The following is a 20673-nucleotide window of genomic DNA, read 5'->3' as shown; positions in this document are numbered from 1 at the left end:
AATCATGACGCTTCGACTGGCCAGCACCGATGGCACGCTCACGTTCGAGCTCCGCCCGGGGCTGACGCTCGTCCTGGGCCGCGCGCTCAGCTGTGACCTGCCCGTGCTCGACCCCACGGTCTCGCGGCGTCACGCGGAGCTCGTGGTGGAGTCCACCGGGATTGCGGTCCGCGACCTGGGGTCGTCCAACGGGACCTTCCACAGCGGGGCCCGGATCGAGGCGGTGACGCTTACGGCGGGTGACCGGATCACCTTTGGAAAGGTGTCGTTCGAGCTGCGCAAGAGTGCCGACCTGCTCATCGACGACACCACGGCGGAGATGCGTCGTCGCGCCGCCCGTGCCGGCACGACGATCATTCGACAGGTGCCGGTGCCGGATGCCGACCAGGCGCTCGAGCAGGCCCTCATGGCCACCGGGGCGCAACCCGCGGTCGACGACGGCAGCCCTGCGTCCGCGGTCTATCAGCGCGACCGACAGAAGCTCCTGCTCCTGGTCGAGATCTCCAAGGCCCTCACCCGGACGGCCTCGGTGGAGCAGCTGCTGGAGCGGATGCTGCATTTCACCTTTCGGTTGCTGGACGTCGACTATGTCGCCGTCTGGTTGTACGACGGCGGCGGCACGCTCGTTCCGCGCCTCGCCCGCACGCGCGACGGGGCCGACGCACCCCGCACCATCAGCCCCGCCATGGTGAAGACCGTGGTTGAGCAGCAGGTCGCGATCGTCTCCGATGCCGAGGGCAGCGCCCCGGGCGCCAACATCCGGAGCGCAGGCTGCGCGCCGTTGGTGGCATCGGAAGGACGCGTCCTCGGCGTGCTGTACGTCGATGGGGCACGCCCGGGGATTCGCGTCTCGGACGAGGACCTCGACTTTCTCGTCGCGTATGCCGGGATTGGCGCGGTCGCGCTGGACAACATCCGGAACAGCGAACACATCCGGCAACAGGCGCGCGTCCGCGAGAACTTCGAACGGTTCTTCACGCCCCATATGGCGGAGCGTATCGCAGCGGCCCCGGAGGCGCTCGGCCTGGGCGGTGAGCGGCGCCCCGTGGCGGTCCTGTTCGCGGACATCCGCGGCTTCACCGAGATTGCCGCATCGCTCGCGCCCGACGCGACGGCCGCATTGCTCACCGACTTCTTCACCGAAATGGTGGAGGTCGTATTCGCCCACGGTGGCACCCTGGACAAGTTCATCGGGGATCGGGTCATGGCCCAATGGGGCGCGCCGATTCACTCTGACGACGACGCCGACCGTGCGTTGGAGGCCGCGCTCGATATGCTGCGCGCCGTGCACCGGCTCAATGCCGTGCGGGCCGGCGCGGGACGACCGGCCATCCAGGTGGGGATCGGGATCAACTACGGCGAAGCGTTCGCCGGGTATACGGGCTCCGAACGCCGCCTCGAATACACGGTGATCGGGGATAGCGTCAACACGGCGAGCCGACTTTGCGACTGGGCTGAGGGGGGCGAAGTGCTGCTCTCCGACGCGCTGCGCGATGCGTTCACGCGTCCCCACGACGTGAGCACCCGCGAGCCCCTGTTGCTCCGCGGCAAGCCGGAGCCCATCACGGTGTTTCGGGCGGTGCCCCACCGATGATCCTGCGCCTGCCCCGGGGCTACCAACGCCTCACCGGCATTTCGCCGTTGGCTGTTGCCCATGACAGCGTGGCGCCGGCGCTCCGCGACATCCTCGCGCACAGCAGCGTCTACGACTGGGCACGGGACCACCGCGAACGGTGGGAGTATCGCGGGCGGGGCCCGGTGTACTCCGCGCCCCTGCCGAGCGGGCCACGCGTCGTGGTCCGTCATGCGCGGCGCGGGGGATTGCTCGCCCCGATCTTGCGCGACCTCTACCTGCCTCCCACGCCGGCGCCGGCCGAACTGCTCATTTCGGCGATCCTGACGCAGGTGGGCGTGCCAACACCGCCGGTCCTGGGATTCGCCACGTACCGTGCCGCCGGCGTGTTTCGTCGCGCCGATGTGATCACGGTCGAAGTTGAGGGCCGCGACCTGGCGACGACGTTGTCCGACACGGATCCGCCGAGCCGCCGCGCCCTCACGGCGACGGTGGCGACTCTTATCGGGGCCTTGACCGACGCCGGGGCGTGGCATCAGGACCTCAACGCGAAGAACATCCTCATCACCCAGCGAGCGGACGGGTCGCGTCTCGCCGTCGTCCTCGACGTGGACCGCGTGCGGTTCACCCCCGGCGGCGATCCCCACGTGCGCGACGCCAACCTCGCCCGACTCCTGCGTTCCATCGAGAAATCCCGGGCTGCCGGCGCACTCACCTTCAGTGCGGACGACTGGGACGCGCTCCGCGCGCATGTCCTTGCCGACGAGGAGTCGCGCCGCGCCGCGCGCGAAGCTCACCCGGTCGACCTCCTCGCATGACGATCCAGGCCGGCCTCGACCATGTCGGGATCGTCATGATGAGCGCGGTGGGCGACGCGGTGCATGTCCTCCCCGTGCTGCATGCCCTCAAGCGACAACGGCCGGATGCGCGCGTGTCCTGGGTTCTTCAACCCGGCCCCGCCACCCTCGTGCGCGGCCACCCACTCGTCGACGACATCATCGAGTTTGACCGCGCGCGCGGGTGGCGGGCCTTTCGCGACGTCCGTCGGGCACTGCACGCGCGCCCAGTGATGGACCTTGTCCTTGGCCTCCAGGTCTACTTCAAGGCAGGGATTGTCACCTCCTTCACGCGCGCGCCGGTGAAACTCGGCTTTGACCGCGCGCGCGCGCGCGACGCGAACTGGCTCTTCACTACCCATCGCATCCCCGCGCACCCCGTCGGCCAGCACGTGCAGGACCAGTACTTCGAGTTCCTGCACGCGTTAGGCATCCCGACCGAACCGCCCACGTGGAACCTCGGCCCGTGGCCCCAGGAGCGACCGTGGCAGCAGGAGTTTGTGGCGTCAGTCGGCAGGCCATACGCCGCACTGGTGATCGCCACCAGCAAGCCGGAGAAGGATTGGCTGCCAGATCGCTGGGCACGCGTGTGCGACGCCCTCTGGACCGACTTTGGACTGCAGCCGGTTCTTGTGGGTGGGCGGTCACCTCGTGAGCTGGCGGCCGAGGCCGCCATCGTGGGCGCCGCGTCGCATCCGCCGGTGAGCGCCCTCGGCAGTGGACTACGCCGGCTTGTCGCGATTCTTGACGGCGCCCAGCTGGTCATCGCGCCAGACACGGGCCCGTTGCACATGGCGGTTGCCCTCGACCGGCCAGTGGTCTCGCTGATCGGATACACAAACCCAAAGCGAACAGGCCCATACCGCCGGTTCCATGATCTCATTGTGGATGCATACGGTGACCCGGGCGAAGACTACCCGATCAGCATGGAGAATCGCCCGGGACGCATGCTGCGGATCACGGTGGATCACGTGCTGGCGCGCGTGCAGCACTGGCGCGAGCATTATCCGCGCTGAGGGGTAACACCCTTGTGGCCAACGTTTCGTTCGGCCGCCGCGTCGTTAACACCGAGCACGTTCGCGCAGTCTACCCGTTGTTCCCCTTACGTGGAGGTAACGTGAAGAAGGTCCTCGTTGCAGTAGCTGGTGCCGTGCTGGCCCTGTCGGTGGCCGGCTCGGACGTGCAGGCGCAGGGCGGTGGTGGTGGCGGTGGGCGCGGAATGGGTGGGGCCCGGATGATGGAGATGATGATGCAGGGCATCACCTTGTCCGACGCGCAGAAGGCGAAGGTCGACTCGATCACCGCCAAGTACCAGAAGGAGATGCCACAAATGACGCCGGGCTCACCGCCATCCCCGGAAGACCGTCAGAAGCGCCAGGATCTCATGCAGAAGCAGCAGGCGGACATCAAGGCGGTCCTGACCGATGAGCAGAAGGCGACCTTTGAGAAGAACATCGCGAACATGCCTGGTCGACGCCCGGGCGCGTAACACCACAACTGCGGGCAGCGGGCGCCGTCGGGGTCGTTACTGGCTTCCTGACGGCGCCCGCGTCGTTTCTGGCGCATGCACGGTCGGCGGAACATGCAGCCCCACGCCGACCTGGTACGTCACGCCAACCTCGCCCAGCAGCTCCACGAGGCGACCGAGCGCCAGCCCCATGACGGCGAAGTAGTCCCCGTCGATGCGACGGACGATCGTGGCGCCAAAGCCCTGAATGCCGTAGGCGCCAGCCTTGTCCATCGGCTCCCCGGTCGCGACGTAGCGGGCGATGTTCTCGGGGGACAACTCGCGAAAGGTGACCTGCACCGACTCCACCGCCGCGCGGATCACTGGTCCACGAGCCACCGCCAGCGCGGTGTGGACCGTATGCGTCCGCCCCGACAACCGCGCGAGGATCTCGCGCGCCTCGGCCTCGTCAGCGGGTTTCCCGAGCACTTCCCCGTCCAGGACCACGATCGTGTCCGCCGCGATGACGATCGCCTCAGGGTCCTGTCGCGCGATGGTCAGCGCCTTTTCGCGGGCCAATCGCTCGCAGTGAGGAACGGGCTGCTCATCCGACCCGAAGGTCTCATCGATGTCGGCCGGACGCACCTCGTGCGGAATCCCGATGAGCGACAGCAGTTGCCGTCGCCGCGGCGACTGCGAGGCCAGGACCACCCGGGCGCCATTCATCGCTCGAGCCACATCGTCACTGGCCCGTCGTTAACCAAGTCGACCTCCATGCTCGCCCCGAACTCGCCGGTGGCAACCTCCACCCCGTGGCCGCGGAGCGCGCCGACGAACAGCTCGTACAGGGGCACGGCGACTTCCGGCCGAGCCGCCTCGACGAATGAGGGCCGACGCCCTTTCGCGCTGTCACCATAAAGCGTGAACTGGGAGACCACGAGCAGCGCGCCGCCCACGTCCGCGAGGGCGAGGTTCATTTTCCCATCCGCATCCTCGAACACCCGGAGCCCCACGACCTTCTCGGCCATCCAGCGAACCTGTGCCTCAGTGTCCGAATGGGTGAACCCCACCAGGAGCACAAAGCCGCGGCCGACGGCGCCCGCCGTGCGGCTGGCCCCGTCGGGCTCCCGGATGCGGACCGCGCCGCGCGACACTCGTTGCAGAAGGACTCGCATGTCGCGGGAATCTACCCGGGACTATGGCGTGGCGAGACCCGGCTTGCGCGCCCGAATGAAGGCGCTCATCACACGGCCGTCCACCGCATCGAGGAGGGCCGGATCCGAAAGCCCCGCGCTGTCGAGCAGCGCTTGCGCGTCCTCGCGCGAATAGACGCGTGTCGGCTCGATCGATGGAGACTCAAAGCCGGCGTCCCGCAAGTAGTCGAGGAACTCCGTCTCGGTGAGGGCGCCGCTGACGCACCCGGTGAAGAGGGCCACGCTGCGCCGGACATCGTCCGGCAGCTCGCCGCGCAGCACGACGTCAGAGACGGCGAAGCGGCCACCTGGAGCGAGCACGCGGTACGCCTCACGGAGGACCTGCCGCTTGTCGGCGGACAGGTTGATCACGCAGTTGCTGATGATCACGTCGACGCTGGCCGCCGGCAGGGGGATGTGCTCGATCTCGCCGCGAAGGAACTCGACGTTCGTGAGCCCGCTGCGCGCCTTGTTTTCCTGGGCGAGTGCCAGCATCTCATCGGTCATGTCGAGGCCGTAGGCCTTGCCGGTCGGCCCGACGCGTCGCGCCGAGAGCAGCACGTCGATCCCGCCTCCCGACCCGAGATCCAGCACCCGTTCGCCCGCGTTGAGGTTGGCCAGAGCCGTCGGGTTGCCGCAACCTAACGATGCCAGGAGCGCCTCGGCCGGGACGCCAGCGACCTCCCCTGCATCGTAGAGGTTGGTGGTGATGGGGTCCCAGACTTCGGCGGCCTCGCTGCCACAGCCGGACGTGCCGCAGCCACAGGTGGCCGCCTTCCCCTCGGCCGCCCGGCGTGCGGCCTCCCCGTACTTCTCACGCACGACAGCCCGGACCTGCGCCCCCGGCTCCGTTGTGGTCCCACGGGCCAGCGACACCGTCGCGGTCGCCACGGGGGCGGCATCATCGCTGCAGCACGTGGGGCCGCAGCAGCTCGTCTCGTCACTCATTGCGATCTCCTCAAGGGTCAGTGTGGAGCCGCCCACGCCGCACAGGCGCCGTGGAATGGCCGATGTCATGGTTGGACGCGGCGCATGGCAATCGCCGATGCCGGACAGGCTTCGGCAAACTCTCGCGAGGCCTGGACGGAGGCTGGCGCCTCCGCACGGTCGGCCCGCTGAAAACCAAACCTCGGAAACCAAGCCTCGGCGGTCGTCGTCAGCAGCCACACCTCGCGGATCCCGTTCGACGCGGCCCACGCGAGGCGATCGCGCGTCAGGGCCTCGCCGATCCCCTTCCCTCGCCAGTCAGGAGCAACAACTGCGGAGCGCAGGAGCCCGGCGGTGTCGTATCGCTCCATTCCCTCGGCGCCCACGATGGCACCGTTCGCGACGGCGACGGCATAGGCGGGCCCGAACTGCTCGTCGAGTCCGTCTTCGGGGAGGCCGGCGCCGCGGAGCAGCCGAACGACGTGCGCGCGGTCCTCCGCGATTGCCGGGCGAATGGTGAGGGCACTCGTCTGCGTCATCGACTCACCCCCTGTGTCAGCTGGTCCAGCCGTCGCGCCAGTCGCTCCCGGAGCGCGGCCAATCGCGGCCGATTGATGTGGTAGTAGGCCCAGACTCCGACCTTGTCCGACTCAACGACGCCAGCCTCCCGCAGCAGGCGGAGGTGGTGCGACACCGTCGGCTGCTTCACGGGAACCGCGGCCTCGAGGTCACAGACACAGACCCGGCCGGCGTTTCGCGCGAGGAGATCGAGCAGTTGCAGCCGCACCGGGTGGGCGAGGAGGTCAAAGCCCTCGGCATCGCGTTCGGCCGCGGCAAACGTCGTGGACGGCCGCGCACTGGTATCACAGCAGCGCTCGCCGGGACGACGGTCGATCATTTCGAGGGTCTTGGGCATAAGATATCGACGATCTTCGATGGGTAGTATCGCTCAGCGTATTGAAGCTTGTCAATGGGTGGGCCTGGCGCCTGCCGGCCGAAGGGAGGCGACTCCGGTTGACAGGAGAGGCACATGGCCAAGGGGCCGACGTCACGTGATGACGTCGGCCCCTTCATTGGTGAACAGGTCCTGCGAAGTGCGGCCCTACTCGACCGTGACGGACTTGGCGAGGTTGCGCGGCTGGTCGACGTTAGCGCCACGTTTCACCGCGACGTAGTACGCAAGCAGCTGCAGCGGCACCGAGGCCAGGATGGGCATGAGCAGGTCGATGGTCTCGGGGATGCGGAACTCGTAGTCGATCTTGCCGGCCAGCGCGGGCTCGTCGCGACTGGTGACCGCAATGACCCGTCCCTTTCGCGCTTTTACCTCGTGGACGTTCGAGGTGATCTTGTCGAAGACCGAGTCGTGTGGCGCCACGAACACCACGGGCATCATCTCATCGATCAACGCGATCGGCCCATGCTTCATCTCGGCCGCGGGATATCCCTCGGCGTGGATATAGCTGATTTCCTTGAGCTTGAGCGCCCCCTCGAGTGCCACCGGGAAGTTGTAGCCGCGCCCGAGGTACAGGAAATTGCTCGCCCGCTTGAACTCTTCGGCCAGTTCCTCGATTTCCGGGGCCCGATCGAGGATGTCCTGGATCTGGCCAGGCAACGCGAGCATCCCGTCGATCACGTCTCGTCCGCGGAGGAGCGACAGGTCGCGCAGCCGTGCCAGCTTGAGCGTGAACAGCAGCAGCGCGATGACCTGGCTCGTGAACGCCTTGGTCGACGCCACGCCAATCTCGGGTCCCGCGTGGATGTAGATCCCACCATCGGATTCGCGCGCGATGGTCGAGCCTACCACGTTCACGATGCCTAACGTGCGGGCACCGCGGCGCTTGGCTTCCCGCATGGCCGCCAGCGTGTCCGCGGTCTCGCCGGACTGCGAGATCGCAATGCAGAGGGTCCGCTCGTCGACGATGGGGTTGCGATAGCGGAACTCCGAGGCGTACTCGACTTCCACCGGGACACGCGCGAGCTCTTCGATGAGACTTTCGCCGATCAGCGCGGAGTGCCAGCTCGTGCCGCACGCCGTGATAACGATGTTGGTGAACGAGAGCAGTTCTTCGTCGGTCAGGTTCAGGCCACCGAGCTTTGAGGTGCCCTCATCGCGCAGCAGGCGCCCGCGCATCGTGTTCTCGACGGTGCGCGGCTGCTCGAAGATCTCCTTGAGCATGAAGTGCGCGAACCCGCCGCGCTCGATCTGTCCGAGGTCCCAGTCAATGTGCGCCACCTTCTTGAGGACTTCGGTAGCGTTGAGGTCGACGATCCGGTACCCGGATTGATCGACCACCGCCATTTCACCGTCGTCCAGATAGACCACCTGCCGCGTGTGCGCGAGGATCGCCGAGACGTCTGAGGCCACGAAGTGCTCGTTCTCCCCCAGGCCAACGAGGAGCGGGCTCCCCTTGCGGGCGGCGACGATCTTGTGCTGGTCAACACTCGAGATCACAGCAATGCCGTAGGTCCCCTCCACCTGCCACAGGGCCTCGATGACCGCGTCTTCCAGGTTGCCGTCGAAGCACTCCTCGATAAGATGCGCCAAGACCTCGGTGTCCGTGTCGGAGGAGAACTTGTAGCCGAGTCCCTCCAGCATCTTCTTGAGGACCGTCGCGTTTTCAATGATCCCGTTATGGACCACCGCAATGGTGCCGTCCTGACTGGTGTGCGGGTGCGCGTTCACCTGGTTCGGCGGTCCGTGCGTCGCCCAGCGGGTATGCCCGATCCCGGTGGTGCCCACCACCGGGGTCGACGCCAACAGCGCTTCCAACCGCGCGATCTTTCCGGACTCCTTGACGGTCTCGACCCCCTTGCCGTTCATGATCGCAACGCCGGCAGAGTCGTAACCGCGATACTCGAGGCGCTTGAGCCCCTCGATCAACAGGGGAGTCGCAGTGCGCCGACCGACATACCCGACAATTCCACACATGGCCTTGGCCTATCCTTTCGCGAGGGCATCCAACGGGGTCCGGCAACGCCGGACCAGCTCCTTTGCGTCGGCTTCGGTCGGCCCTTCGGCGATCACTCGCACGATGGGTTCCGTCCCCGACGGTCGTACATGCACCCAGCGGTCCTCCCATGTGAGCCGGAGGCCGTCCTGCGTGTCCACTACTGCGTCCGGGAATCCCGCGCGCAGCGCCGCATACACCGAGTCGAGGCTGGCGTCCGGCCGATCCAGCTTGTCCTTCACGATCCGGTACTGCGGGTAAGAATGGACGATTGCAGAGACCGTGCCGCCACGGACGTGCAACAACTGCAAGATCAGGGCGGCCGCGAGCGGGGCGTCGCGACCGAGGTGAAGGTCGGGGAGGATCACCCCTCCGTTCCCCTCCCCCCCAATGACGGCGCCGACCGCCCGCATCTTCACCGCAACGTTGACTTCGCCCACCGGAGCACGTTCGACGCGCCCGCCGTGCCTCGAGGCGACATCGTCCAGAATCCGGGATGTGGACAGGTTGGTTACGACCGTCCCTGGGGTCCGCGACAAGACAACGTCCGCCGCCAGGGCGAGGGTCCAATCCTCACCAATCGCCTTTCCGGCGTCGCCTACCACAGCCAATCGATCCACATCCGGATCGGTGGCAAAACCCACGACAGCGCCGGTCGAACGGACCAGCGCTTCCAGTTCACCGAGGTTCTCCGCCACCGGCTCGGGGGGCCGGTGAAAGCGCCCGTGTGGTTCGGCGTTTATCACGTGGACCTCGCATCCCAGCGCCTCCAAGAGCGGCGGCATGATGCGTGATCCGGCCCCATGGCAGGTATCCAGGGCGACGCGGAACTTGCGCTGCCGAATCCCTGCTACGTCGAGGTGCGGCAGAGCGAGCACGGCGTCGATGTGACGCCCAATGGCCGCGTCATCCTCGCGGACCTCTCCCAGGCCGTCCCAGGTCGCCCGGGGAATCGCGCCGTCGAGGAAGGCGCGCATCGCCGCCCCCTCCTGGGCATCCAGGAAGAGCCCCGACGAACCGATGAACTTGAGCGCATTCCATTCGACCGGGTTGTGACTGGCCGTGATCGCGAGTCCCCCTGCTGCGTGGGCGTGTTCAACCGCCAGCTGAACGGTAGGAGTCGGCACCATCCCGAGGTCGAGGACATCCGCACCCACCGACTGGAGGGCAGCGCATACTGCGCGATGAAACATGGGGCCCGAAACGCGGCTGTCCCGGCCCACGACCACGGTGCGCGACCCCGATCGGCCCAGGGAGAACGCCCCGAACGCGGCGGCAAATTGCGCGACGACCTCTGGGGTCAGGGCGTGACCGACTCGTCCCCGAACGCCCGATACGCTGACCATAAGCCCTTCAAACGCCATTCCGAATGCTCCGCATGAACTGGGTGCAATGTAACCAGAAGCCGTTGTCCGATCATCACTTAGGAACTCGGTGACCCACGTCACACAATGGTGAGGTCACCAGGGCAATCCGGAACAAGGACGCACCAACCTGCGAGACTTTTCGTCCCGCAATCAGCGGGTGGACGACGCGGACGATTCGAGGGTGGCGGGATCGATGGCTCCGCTCGAGAGGGAGTCCAGGAATGCATCAACAACCTCCGGGTCGAACTGCGTGCCGGCGCAGCGTCGCAGTTCGGTGACGGTTGCCTGGAGCGGGACCCCCGGCCGGTACGGCCGCGCGCTGGTCATGGCGTCGAACGTGTCCGCCACGGCGGCGATGCGCGCTTCACGCGGGATGTCTACACCGGCCAGTTTGTCCGGGAGGCCGCGGCCGTCGAACCGCTCGTGGTGCGAGCGCACGATGTTCAGGGCCTTGGGCATGTCCGACAGCAGCGGCGACAGGATCCGCCACCCAACCATCGGATGCGTCATGATGTGTTGGTATTCCTCGTCCGTCAGGGGCCCGTTCTTGTTGAGCACACTCTCCCGCACGCCGATCTTGCCGATATCGTGCACGCGCCCGCCGATCTCCACCTGGCGCACATCCTCCGCCTCAAGTCCGAGGGCGCGCGCAATCACGCTCGAATATTGCGAGACCCGCACGGAGTGACCGTGCGTGTAGGTGTCCTTAACTTCGAGCGCGTCGGCGAGCGACTGGATGCTGGCGAGGAAGAGCTGTTCCAGTCGATGGGATTGCATCGCCACGCGTTCCTCGAGGCGCTCCTGATAGTCGCGATTCTCGAGCACCAGACGTCGTTTGTCGAGCGCCTGGCGGACGCGCGCGCGGACCTCCTCGATGTGGAACGGCTTCGTGAGGTAGTCCATCGCCCCTGCACCGAGGCAACTCACGGCGGTCGCGACGTCGGCCACCGCCGTGATCATGACCACCGCAACGTCGGGATAGCGCCCCCGCACCTCACGCAGGAGCCCGATCCCGTCCATTTCCGGCATGTGCAGGTCCGACAGCAGGAGGGTGACCGGACGGCGCGCCAGGCTGGCGAGCGCTTCTACCCCCGAGGAGGCCTCGTCGCAGGCGAACCCATCGGCCTGCATGACCCGCATGAGGACGCGGCGAAGGTTTGGCTCATCGTCCACCACGAGACAGCGCAAGGCCGGTGGCTGGTGGTCATGCTCAGGTCCGTGGATCATTCGTCTCGCTCGCCGGTGATGGCGACCGCCTCCCGCCGCTCGGGTTATCTTGCACTTACGCCCCTCCCTCCCCGGACCAGCCCCGCATGTCCCGGATCTTCGACGACGATCTCGCCTACGGCTTTGGCACCCGCGCCATCCACGCCGGCCAGCGCCCCGACCCGGTGTCGGGCGCGATCATGACGCCCATCTACCAGACGTCTACCTACGCACAAGAAGCGCTCAACCAGCATAAAGGCTACGAATACGCACGGGGGAAGAACCCCACGCGTGAGGCGCTCGAGCGAAACCTCGCCTCGCTGGAGAACGGCGTCCATGGCTTCGCCTTCGGCAGTGGGATGGGGTGCATGGACTCGATCATGAAGCTGTTCAAATCAGGGGATCGGATCGTCTGTGCCGACAACCTGTATGGAGGCACACCGCGCCTCTTTGATCGAATTCTCGTCAACTACGGCCTGCGGTTTAGCTATGTCGACACCCGAGACCCCGGGCAGGTCGCGGACGCGATGGGGCCGGACGTGAAGGCGATTGTCGTCGAAACGCCCACGAACCCGCTGATGCACCTCACGGACATCGCAGCCGTCGCGGCCATCGCACACAGCCACGGCGCCCTGCTGATCGTCGACAATACCTTCGCCACCCCGGTCTTCCAGCGCCCACTCGAGCAAGGGGCCGATATCGTCTTTCACTCCACGACGAAATACCTGAACGGGCACAGCGACATGATCGGAGGCGCCGCCATCGTCCGCGATGACGACCTCGGCGCTCGACTCCAGTTCATCCTGAACAGCGCCGGGGCCGTGCCCGGCCCGTTCGATGCGTGGCTCGTGCTGCGTGGCACGAAGACGCTGCACCTTCGCATGGCCGCCCATGATGCCAACGGACGGGCCATCGCTGCCTTCCTCGCGGACCGGCTCGGCGACTCCCGAGTGTTCTACCCGGGGTTGCCCTCACATCCCCAGCACGAACTCGCCAAGCGGCAGATGTCCGGCTTTGGCGCGATGATCTCGTTCGAAATGGGCTCGAAGGAGAGCGCCCGGACGGTGATGAACCGTCTCAAGGTCTTCACCATCGCGGAGTCGCTGGGTGGCGTGGAGAGTCTGGTCAACCACCCGGCCTCGATGACGCACGCCTCTGTCCCGGTCGAACGGCGTGCAATGATCGGGATCACCGACGGCCTGATCCGGCTCTCTGTCGGAGTGGAGGACCAGGCCGACCTCCTGAAAGACCTGGACCAGGCACTCGCATGACACTGCGGCCAGCCTCCCCTCGTACGTCGGGAGGCTGGCCCGCCCTTCTGCCCACAGGTCGGGGGCACCGCTTGCCGCCAGGCACACGGAAACCCTACCCACCCTATCCCATCCATGCCTGCTCGCCTGATCCTCACCGACATCAGTTCGACGGCCTGGGAGCACCCGGCCGATCGGGCTGCCCTCAACACCCTGCGGTCGATTCCGGGCTTTGACCAGGTAGTCCGCAAGGTCGCGGCCTTCTTTGGCGAGCGTGGCGTCCGACAGATGTTCCTGGCCAATGCGGTGCGCGTCGGACCGAACCAGCGGCCCCGGCTCTGGGCCCAGTACCAGGAGGTCCTCGAGACGCTGGACTGGAAGACCGTTCCCGAACTGTATGTCACGCAGACCCCCCTCGTGAACGCAGCGGCGGTCGGGTTCGACAAGCCGTTCATCGTGATGAACTCGGGCCTGATGGAACTCCTGGACGAGGAGGAACAGCGCGACATCCTCGGTCACGAACTCGGCCACATCATGAGTGGCCACACCACCTACACGACGATCGCGATCATCATCCTGACGGTCGGGATCCAGAACCTCCCCTTCCTCGCCGGGATGGCCCTGCTGCCCTTCCAGCTGGCCCTGATGGAGTGGTATCGCAAGGCCGAGCTCTCCGCCGACCGTGCCGGGCTGCTCGTCACGCAGAACGTCCGGACCAACATGGGGACCTTCCTCAAGATGGCCGGGGGCGCCGAGTGGGGGGACAAGATCTCGATCGACGCTTTCATCGAGCAGGCGGAGCAGTACGAGGGCTCCTCCGACTTCGCGGACAAGGTCTGGCAGATCATCAACACGGCGTTCCGCACCCACCCGTTCGGGACGGTCCGGGCTGCCGAGATCCAGCGATGGGTGAAGAGCGGCGAGTACGACCGGATCCTCGGGGGCGACTATCGGCGCCGGTCCGACGCATCGACACCGCCACTCTCCGACGATTACGTTGACGCCGCCGGCTACTACAGCCAGCAGGCGCGCGGAGCGGTCGACTCGTTCAACGAGGTGGTCAACCGGGCTCGCGACGCCTTCAACAGCGCTTTCAAGGGACCATCAGGCACGTGAGAATCCTGCTCCTCGGTGGGGGTGGCCGTGAGCATGCCATCGGTTGGAAGCTGGCCCAGGACAACCCGTCCGTTGACCTGATCGCCGCTCCCGGCAACCCCGGCCTCGAGGAGCTGGGACGCTGCGTCCGGATCAATCCCTCCGATCCGGACGCGGTTTGCGAGGTCGCTGAACGGGAGCGGCCGGACTTGGTGGTCGTCGGTCCGGAAGCTCCCCTCGCAGCCGGGGTGTCGGATGCGCTTCGGGCGCGCGGATTCGCCGTGTTTGGACCATCCCTGGCTGCCGCTCAACTCGAGTCGTCCAAGCGGTTCGCCAAGGAAGTCATGCTGGAGCACGGCGTCCCAACCGCCGGAGCATCGTGGCACGCGTCGAGCTCAGAAGCGATTGCCGCCATTAGACTTACCGGTGCTCCTGTCGTCGTGAAGGCCTCGGGGCTGGCGGCAGGGAAAGGGGTTGTCGTTGCCGCGTCTGTGAGCGAAGCCGAATCCGCTGTGCATGCCATGATGGATCACGGCGTTCATGGAGCAGCCGGGGCTGAGGTTCTCATTGAGGAGTGCCTCTCGGGGGAGGAGCTCTCGGTCTTCGCGCTGACGGACGGGGTGAATTTCGTGCTCCTGCCGGTCGCCCAGGATCACAAGCGCCTTTTGGATGGTGATAGCGGCCCGAACACTGGCGGGATGGGAGCATACGCGCCGGTCTCCCTGGCCACGCCGGAGCTCTTGGGAACCGTCTCCGAGACGATCATTGCTCCCACGTTGTCCGCGATGCGAAAACGAGGAACACCGTTCCAGGGGCTCCTCTACTGCGGCCTGATGTTGACACCCTCGGGTCCGAAGGTCATTGAGTTCAACTGCAGGTTTGGCGATCCGGAAACTCAGGCCGTGCTCCCATTGCTCGATGGCTCGCTCATCGACCTGATGGCGCTCTCGGCAGCCGGGCGGCTACATGCTTCGGCTGACATTTCCGCTACCCAAGGTGCTGCCGTTACGACCGTCGTAGCAGCGCCGGGCTACCCCGAAGCACCCACGCTAGGCTCTGTCATCACCCTGCCTGAAGCACCACGTGGAACGATGGTGTTCCATGCCGGCACCCGTCGCCGCGAGGATGGTGCATTGGTGACGGCCGGAGGACGGGTCGTCGGAGTGACGGCGGTATCTGGCAGCTTCGAAACCGCCTGCCGAGCGAGCCGGGAGCATGCGGGGAGCATCCGCTTCGAGGGATTGCAGTTCCGGCACGACATCGGCTGGCGCGAGCTGGCGCGCCGTGCCAGAACTACCTGAGACAGAGACGATCTCCAGGGACCTGTCCGGTCTCATCACCGGGCTGAGGATCCTCGGAGCACGGGTTACCCGACCCGACGTGCTCCGTCGGGTGGACCCGTTGAATTTCGCCGGTCGCCTAGCGGAGCGAACCGTTTCCGGCGTCCATCGTCGCGCCAAGACGATCTGCGTGCGGCTCGACGACCACCAGGTGATGCTCACGACACCGCGCTTTACCGGTGCACTCCTGTTCGATATCCCGGCAGATCCCTATGCCTGTCTCGCGCTGGTCCTCTCGGATGAGCACGAGCTGGTCTACCGCGATGTCCGCAGGCTTGGCACCGTCACACTGCTGGACGCTGAGGGATATCGGCAGTTCGACGAGGGTCTCGGGGTCGAGCCGCTCGAGGAGAGCTTTACAGGAGAGGCATTGTCGGGAATTGTTCGGGGAGTCTCAACACCGATAAAGAAGGTCCTGATGGAGCAGCGCCGGATTGCCGGGATCGGCAACATCTACGCAAACGAGGCGCTGTGGCTCGCCGGGATCGATCCGTCGAGGCCATCACAATCTCTGGTGCCCACGGAGTCCGCGGCGCTCGTCGACGAGCTCCGTGGCGTGCTTTCCGCCTCAATCGCGGCGCGGGGGACCACGTTTCGCGACTACCGCGATGCCTCGGGTGGGCAGGGCGGGTTCGCCGCCAGATTGCAGTGTTACGGCAGGGGTGGGCTCCCGTGCCCTCGGTGTCGGACGCGCCTGACCGAGACGCACGCGATCGACGGGCGCTCCACGGTTTTTTGCCACCGATGCCAGCGGTAGCGCTGCCCGCTTCCGAAGCGGAGCGACTCGCGCAGCTCCGCTCCCACGTCCGCGGCACGGCCGAGGATCGTCCCGGGGTCTACCGGATGATCACGGAGACGGGTGAGGTCGCCTACGTCGGCAAGAGCAAGCGCGTGCGGACGCGGCTGATGTCCTATTTTCGCGCCGCGTATCCCAAGGAGAAGGCGGCGCGCATCGTCCGCGAGGCGGAGGCGATCGAGTGGGAGTACCAACCCAGCGAGTTCGCGGCGTTGCGCGAGGAGCTGCGACTCATCAAGGCGTTTCGCCCGCGACTGAATGTGGCGCAAAAGCGCGACGCCCGGCATCTGGCGTTTGTCCGCATCACCCCAGGCCGCGCCCCGCGACTTGCCGTCGTCCGTGGTCCCGGGGCCGGAGAGCGAGGTGGTACCTACTACGGCCCGTTCAACGGTGCGGGCCACCTGCGCGAGGCGCTCCGCGAACTGTCGACGGCGTTAGGCCTGCGCGACTGCACGCTGGACGGGAAGATGCGCTTCGCCGACCAAGTCGAGCTGCTGGACGTGCCACTGCGAACACCAGGGTGCCTGCGCTTCGAGATTGGCACGTGCCTCGGCCCCTGTGTGGGCGCCCCGACGGCGCGCGCGTACAACCAGCAGCTCCGGGAAGCGCGGGCGTTCCTCGAGGGGGCGACCGAAGGTCCGATCGTCCGGTTGGATGTGGCGATGCAGGCCGCAAGCGCCGAGTGGCAGTTTGAGCGGGCGGCCATCCTGCGCGACAAGAAGGCCCGGCTGGAGTCCCTGCAGGAGCGTTTCTCCCGGCTGCGCTTCGCCGTGGAGTCGCTGTCCTTCGTGTATCTGGTGCCGGGGCATGCGGGTGAGGACCGGGTCTACCTGGTGCGACGCGGCGTGGTCCGCGCGGAACATGCCGCCCCCGACACGCCCGAGGCGTGGGCTGCCCTCGCGCGGTCGATCCACACGGTCTTTCGTGGAGGGGCGCTCCCCGGGGCAATCCCATCACATGAGGTGGACGAGCTGCTGTTGTTAACCTCGTGGTTCACGACGCGCCCGGAGGAGCTCGACGCCACCGTGCCCCCGGCCAGCTTTCTCGCGGGACACGAGCGTTAGGCGGCGCGGCGGCGCGCCGCGGTCAGGACAGCGCGACGATCTCCACCGTCGGTTCGCCCGCCGCGATCGTGAGGCGCGCGACGCTGGGGGCGATGTCGAACCGCCGCGGCCCCGCGGCTCCGGGGTTCACGACCAGTCGGTCGTCTGCCTGATGAATGAGCGGTCGATGGGTATGTCCGTACACCAACACCCGTGCGTCATACGCGGCGAGCAGGCGTTGCGCCGTGGGCGCACCGAGTTCATGCCCGTGGCTCACGTGGATGGTGACGCCCCCGATGGTCCGCTCGAGCCGCTGCAGCAGACGTGGATCGCCAGGGGGATCGCAGTTTCCGGCGACGGCGACGACGGGCGCGATCAGCGACAGCTCATCGAGTACCTCGTCTCCGCACACATCACCGGCGTGCAGGATGAGAGAGACACCGGCGAGGGCGTCATGTACACTGGCGCGCACCTGCCCGTGGGTGTCGGCAATGAGTCCGATGACGATGGGTGCCGTCATCCCTCGTTCAGTGCGTCGGGCTCCCCACCCCAACGCCGGACCAGTGTGTGCTCGACGTCGAACAGGTCCAGGATCCGGGCGGCGACAAAATCGACGAGGTGGGCGATTTCCGTGGGACGGTGGTAATAACCTGGAGATGCCGGCAAGACGATCCCCCCTGCCCTGGTGAGCCGCAGCATGTTCTCCAGGTGGATCTCCGAGTACGGCGTCTCGCGCGGGACCACGACCAGCCGGCGACGTTCCTTGAGGGTGACATCGGCCGTGCGCTCGATGAGTGACCGGGAGGTTCCGTGGGCGATGGCCGCGACCGTTCCCATCGAACAGGGGCAGATGATCATGCCGGCGGTACGTGTCGAGCCGGACGCGGGGGCGGCACCGCGATCACCATCGGTATAGGTGGTCACGCATTCATCCCAGCCCTCGGCGCCGATGCTGGCGCGCAGGGCGTCCACGGAGTCGATCCCCATCTCGGTCGCCAACAGGCGAAGGCCATGGCTGCTGACCACGAGCCAGGTGCGGCGACGCGCCTCGACCAGGCTGCGCAACACGCGCACAGCATAGGGGGCCCCCGAAGCACCGGTGATCGCGAGGACGATGGGACTCGAGGTCACGCGCGGCCCCCTTCGACGGCAGACGACAGACGGCAGACAGTAGTGACCATGCGCACCCTGCACGGCGAGCCAAGCGGGGGCCCAAACGCCACGCAGCAGATGATCGACCGACCGTGCTGTGTCATCGCAGTCGCTCGATCAGGACGCAGGCGAAGAACGCGATCGAGATTACACCGTTCATCGTGAAGAAGGCGGCGTCGAGCCTGGACAGGTCTCCCGGCTTGACCAGGTGGTGTTCCCACGCCAAGAGGGTCGCGGTGATCGCCACACCGGCGGCGTACCAGGCACCAGCTCCCGTCGCAACCCCAACGATCGTCAGCGCGGCCACCGTAATGGCGTGGAGCGCGCGCGCCACGAGGATGGCCCGGCGCTCCCCAAGCATGGCCGGGATGGAATGCAGCCCATTGGCACGATCGAACTCGGTGTCCTGGAGGGCGTAAAACACGTCGAATCCCCCAACCCAGGTCGCAACCGCCGTCGCGAGGACCACCGGCAGCCACCAGGGGTCGGGCCATGCGCCAGTGATGGCGAGGTACCCGCCCACGGGCGCGATCGACAGCCCGATGCCGAGCACCAGGTGGGACCATCGTGTGAAGCGCTTGGTGTAGCTATAGAAGCAGACCCAGCCGAGCGCCAGCGGCGACAGCAGGCCGCACAGGCGATTGAGCTGCCAGGAGCTCCAGATGAACACGGCGCCGGCGACCGCCACCGCCACCATCGCCTCCCGCAGGCCGAGCGCGCCGCTGGGCAGTTCACGCATGCGGGTTCTTGGGTTCCGCGCATCCACGTCGCGGTCCACGATCCGGTTGAATCCCATCGCGGCAAACCGCGCGCAGGTGAAGGCGAGGGCGATCCAGCCGACCATCGCCGCGGTGACCGGCGCGTGATAACTGGCCAGGGTCGCGCCGACAAAGGCGAACGGCAGGGCAAACACGGTGTGCGGCAGCTTGACAAAGTTCGCGTACCGGACAAACCGCGAGACGCCCACGAAGGTCTGCCCTTCCATGGGTGTCGTGCGGCGGGGTGCCGGCGCGGTCACCGCGAAATCCCCAGCCGTGCCCAGATCGCGTCCACCCGCTCCCGGGTGCCCGCGTCCATCTCAATCACCTTGGGCCAGTTGCGGGTGAACCCTTCCTCGGGCCACTTGCGCGTGGCGTCGATGCCCATCTTGGATCCGTAGGTAAACGCTCGACTGCCGTGGTCGAGCACGTCGACCGGTCCCATGGTGAAACGGACGTCGCGCTCGGGGTCGATGTTGTTCAGCGCCACCCACCAGGCTTCCTGCGGGTTGCGCACGTTCACTTCCTTGTCGAGCACCACAATCACCTTCGCGAGCGACATGAGCCCCGCGCCCCACAGCGCGTTCATCGCCTTGTAGGCATGGCCGGGGTACTGCTTGTCGATCGAGACAAACACGAGGTTGTGAAAGATCCCCTCGGCCGGCATGTGGTAGTCGACGATCTCCGGCGTCGTCAGGCGCAGCAGGGGCAGGAAGATCCGCTCCGTCGCGCCGCCGAGGTAGAAATCCTCCATGGGCGGGCGCCCCACGATTGTCGTGGCGTAGACAGGATTGCTCTTCATCGTGACGGCCTTCACGTGCACGCGCGGGTACAGGTCCGCCTCGCTGTAGAAGCCGGTGTGGTCACCAAATGGGCCTTCCACAACAAGCGCCTCGGCGGGGTCGATTTCCCCCTCGATCACGATCTCCGCATCCCACGGGACCTCGAGATCGCAGGTGATCGCCTTGGTCAGCGCGACCGGCTCCTTGCGCAGGAAACCGGCGAAGATGAATTCGTCGACCATCGGCGGCAGCGGGGCCGACGCGGAGTAGACGGACGCGGGGTCTGCGCCGATGGCGATGCAGACCGGCATCTTCTCCCCACGCTCCGCCATCTCCCGCCAATGCGCTGCCCCAACCTTGTGGCGCTGCCAATGCATAGCGACGGAATCCTTCCCGAGCGCCTGCACACGATACATCCCCACGTTGCGAATCCCGCGCTTCGGGTCCTTGGAGATCACCATCGGCAGCGTGATGAACGGACCACCGTCCTCCGGCCAGCAGGTGAGGACCGGGATCTTGCGCAGGTCAATCTGGGAACCAGTCCAGACGACCTCCTGGCACGGGGGCGAACCGCCTTTCTTCCTCGGCGGGAACTTCGCCACCTCCAGCAACCGAGGCAGCATGCTCAGCTTGCCCATGAGCCCTTCGGGGACCTTGAGGTCCATCAACTGCGTGATGCGATGGCCAATGCTATCGAGGTCATCGACGCCTAACGCCATCGACATGCGACGGGTCGACCCGAACAGGTTGATCGCCACGGGATACGCGGAACGGGTGCCGTCGTCGAGGATCGGGTGTTCGAACAACAACGCCTTGCCGCCCCCGGGCATCTTGCTGACGCGATCGGTGATCTCGCAGATCTCGAGCCGGGCCCGCACCGGCTCGGTGATGCGCACGAGTTCGCCGGCGGCATCGAGGGCCGCAATAAAGGACGGAAGGTCAGGAAAGGCCACGAGGGCG

Annotated in this window: 21 protein-coding genes; 9 read left to right on the top strand and 12 right to left on the bottom strand. The window is 66.6% G+C overall.

The window, feature by feature from the left end; all coding sequences use genetic code 11:
* The first annotated feature begins 4 nt into the window (after window positions 1–4).
* From IPK85_14390 to IPK85_14375, 4 genes are all read left to right on the top strand, one after another.
* On the top strand, window positions 5–1594 hold the full coding sequence (locus IPK85_14390; GenBank protein ID MBK8248579.1) for an FHA domain-containing protein: 1590 nt from the start codon (window positions 5–7) through the stop codon (window positions 1592–1594).
* Window positions 1591–2391: a hypothetical protein gene (locus IPK85_14385; protein MBK8248578.1), complete on the top strand. Its 801-nt coding sequence runs from the start codon at window positions 1591–1593 to the stop codon at window positions 2389–2391. The genes IPK85_14390 and IPK85_14385 overlap by 4 nt, the downstream gene beginning before the upstream one ends.
* Window positions 2388–3425: a glycosyltransferase family 9 protein gene (locus tag IPK85_14380; protein ID MBK8248577.1), complete on the top strand. Its 1038-nt coding sequence runs from the start codon at window positions 2388–2390 to the stop codon at window positions 3423–3425. Before IPK85_14385 ends, IPK85_14380 begins: the two co-directional genes overlap by 4 nt.
* A gap of 101 nt (window positions 3426–3526) precedes the next feature.
* Entirely contained in the window at window positions 3527–3898 is a 372-nt protein-coding gene (locus tag IPK85_14375; protein MBK8248576.1) for a hypothetical protein, read from the top strand.
* A gap of 36 nt (window positions 3899–3934) precedes the next feature.
* Here IPK85_14375 and maf read toward each other — a convergent pair whose 3' ends face one another.
* The 8 genes from maf to IPK85_14335 all read right to left on the bottom strand — a co-directional run bounded on the left by maf (window position 3935) and on the right by IPK85_14335 (window position 11518).
* A complete protein-coding gene (gene maf, locus IPK85_14370; GenBank protein ID MBK8248575.1) occupies window positions 3935–4582 on the bottom strand; it encodes a septum formation inhibitor Maf in 648 nt (215 codons plus the stop codon).
* Window positions 4579–5031: a D-tyrosyl-tRNA(Tyr) deacylase gene (locus tag IPK85_14365; protein ID MBK8248574.1), complete on the bottom strand. Its 453-nt coding sequence runs from the start codon at window positions 5029–5031 to the stop codon at window positions 4579–4581. The genes maf and IPK85_14365 overlap by 4 nt, the downstream gene beginning before the upstream one ends.
* Window positions 5032–5052: 21 nt before the next feature.
* A complete protein-coding gene (locus IPK85_14360; protein MBK8248573.1) occupies window positions 5053–5997 on the bottom strand; it encodes an arsenite methyltransferase in 945 nt (314 codons plus the stop codon).
* Between the two features lie 65 nt (window positions 5998–6062).
* Window positions 6063–6515, bottom strand: coding sequence for a GNAT family N-acetyltransferase (locus IPK85_14355; GenBank protein MBK8248572.1), 453 nt, complete (start codon window positions 6513–6515; stop codon window positions 6063–6065).
* A complete protein-coding gene (locus IPK85_14350) occupies window positions 6512–6892 on the bottom strand; it encodes a helix-turn-helix transcriptional regulator (protein ID MBK8248571.1) in 381 nt (126 codons plus the stop codon). Before IPK85_14350 ends, IPK85_14355 begins: the two co-directional genes overlap by 4 nt.
* Window positions 6893–7078: 186 nt before the next feature.
* Window positions 7079–8905, bottom strand: coding sequence for a glutamine--fructose-6-phosphate transaminase (isomerizing) (glmS, locus tag IPK85_14345; GenBank protein ID MBK8248570.1), 1827 nt, complete (start codon window positions 8903–8905; stop codon window positions 7079–7081).
* A gap of 9 nt (window positions 8906–8914) precedes the next feature.
* Window positions 8915–10288: a phosphoglucosamine mutase gene (glmM, locus tag IPK85_14340; GenBank protein MBK8248569.1), complete on the bottom strand. Its 1374-nt coding sequence runs from the start codon at window positions 10286–10288 to the stop codon at window positions 8915–8917.
* Between the two features lie 153 nt (window positions 10289–10441).
* A complete protein-coding gene (locus IPK85_14335) occupies window positions 10442–11518 on the bottom strand; it encodes a response regulator (GenBank protein ID MBK8248568.1) in 1077 nt (358 codons plus the stop codon).
* 86 nt (window positions 11519–11604) lie between these two features.
* Here IPK85_14335 and IPK85_14330 point away from each other — a divergent pair, with 86 nt between their 5' ends.
* The 5 genes from IPK85_14330 to IPK85_14310 all read left to right on the top strand — a co-directional run bounded on the left by IPK85_14330 (window position 11605) and on the right by IPK85_14310 (window position 17042).
* Window positions 11605–12768, top strand: coding sequence for a PLP-dependent transferase (locus IPK85_14330; protein MBK8248567.1), 1164 nt, complete (start codon window positions 11605–11607; stop codon window positions 12766–12768).
* A 114-nt stretch (window positions 12769–12882) separates the two neighbouring features.
* The gene (locus tag IPK85_14325) at window positions 12883–13863 is read left to right on the top strand and encodes a M48 family metallopeptidase (GenBank protein MBK8248566.1); all 981 of its coding nucleotides are present in this window, start codon (window positions 12883–12885) and stop codon (window positions 13861–13863) included.
* The gene (gene purD / locus IPK85_14320) at window positions 13860–15143 is read left to right on the top strand and encodes a phosphoribosylamine--glycine ligase (protein MBK8248565.1); all 1284 of its coding nucleotides are present in this window, start codon (window positions 13860–13862) and stop codon (window positions 15141–15143) included. The genes IPK85_14325 and purD overlap by 4 nt, the downstream gene beginning before the upstream one ends.
* On the top strand, window positions 15127–15939 hold the full coding sequence (gene mutM, locus IPK85_14315; protein MBK8248564.1) for a bifunctional DNA-formamidopyrimidine glycosylase/DNA-(apurinic or apyrimidinic site) lyase: 813 nt from the start codon (window positions 15127–15129) through the stop codon (window positions 15937–15939). Before purD ends, mutM begins: the two co-directional genes overlap by 17 nt.
* The gene (locus tag IPK85_14310; GenBank protein MBK8248563.1) at window positions 15927–17042 is read left to right on the top strand and encodes a GIY-YIG nuclease family protein; all 1116 of its coding nucleotides are present in this window, start codon (window positions 15927–15929) and stop codon (window positions 17040–17042) included. Before mutM ends, IPK85_14310 begins: the two co-directional genes overlap by 13 nt.
* A 22-nt stretch (window positions 17043–17064) precedes the next feature.
* Here the strand turns inward: IPK85_14310 and IPK85_14305 are convergent, their stop codons facing one another.
* The 4 genes from IPK85_14305 to IPK85_14290 form a co-directional block, all read right to left on the bottom strand.
* The gene (locus IPK85_14305; GenBank protein ID MBK8248562.1) at window positions 17065–17541 is read right to left on the bottom strand and encodes a metallophosphoesterase family protein; all 477 of its coding nucleotides are present in this window, start codon (window positions 17539–17541) and stop codon (window positions 17065–17067) included.
* A complete protein-coding gene (locus IPK85_14300; GenBank protein MBK8248561.1) occupies window positions 17538–18152 on the bottom strand; it encodes a UbiX family flavin prenyltransferase in 615 nt (204 codons plus the stop codon). Before IPK85_14300 ends, IPK85_14305 begins: the two co-directional genes overlap by 4 nt.
* Window positions 18153–18273: 121 nt before the next feature.
* On the bottom strand, window positions 18274–19158 hold the full coding sequence (locus IPK85_14295; GenBank protein ID MBK8248560.1) for a UbiA family prenyltransferase: 885 nt from the start codon (window positions 19156–19158) through the stop codon (window positions 18274–18276).
* Window positions 19159–19187: 29 nt separating this feature from the next.
* Window positions 19188–20666, bottom strand: coding sequence for a menaquinone biosynthesis decarboxylase (locus IPK85_14290; GenBank protein ID MBK8248559.1), 1479 nt, complete (start codon window positions 20664–20666; stop codon window positions 19188–19190).
* Between the last annotated feature and the right edge of the window lie 7 nt (window positions 20667–20673).

Source organism: Gemmatimonadota bacterium, assembly GCA_016712265.1.
Taxonomy (GTDB): Bacteria; Gemmatimonadota; Gemmatimonadetes; order Gemmatimonadales; family Gemmatimonadaceae; genus RBC101.
This window is presented reverse-complemented; position numbering and strand designations above follow the sequence as displayed.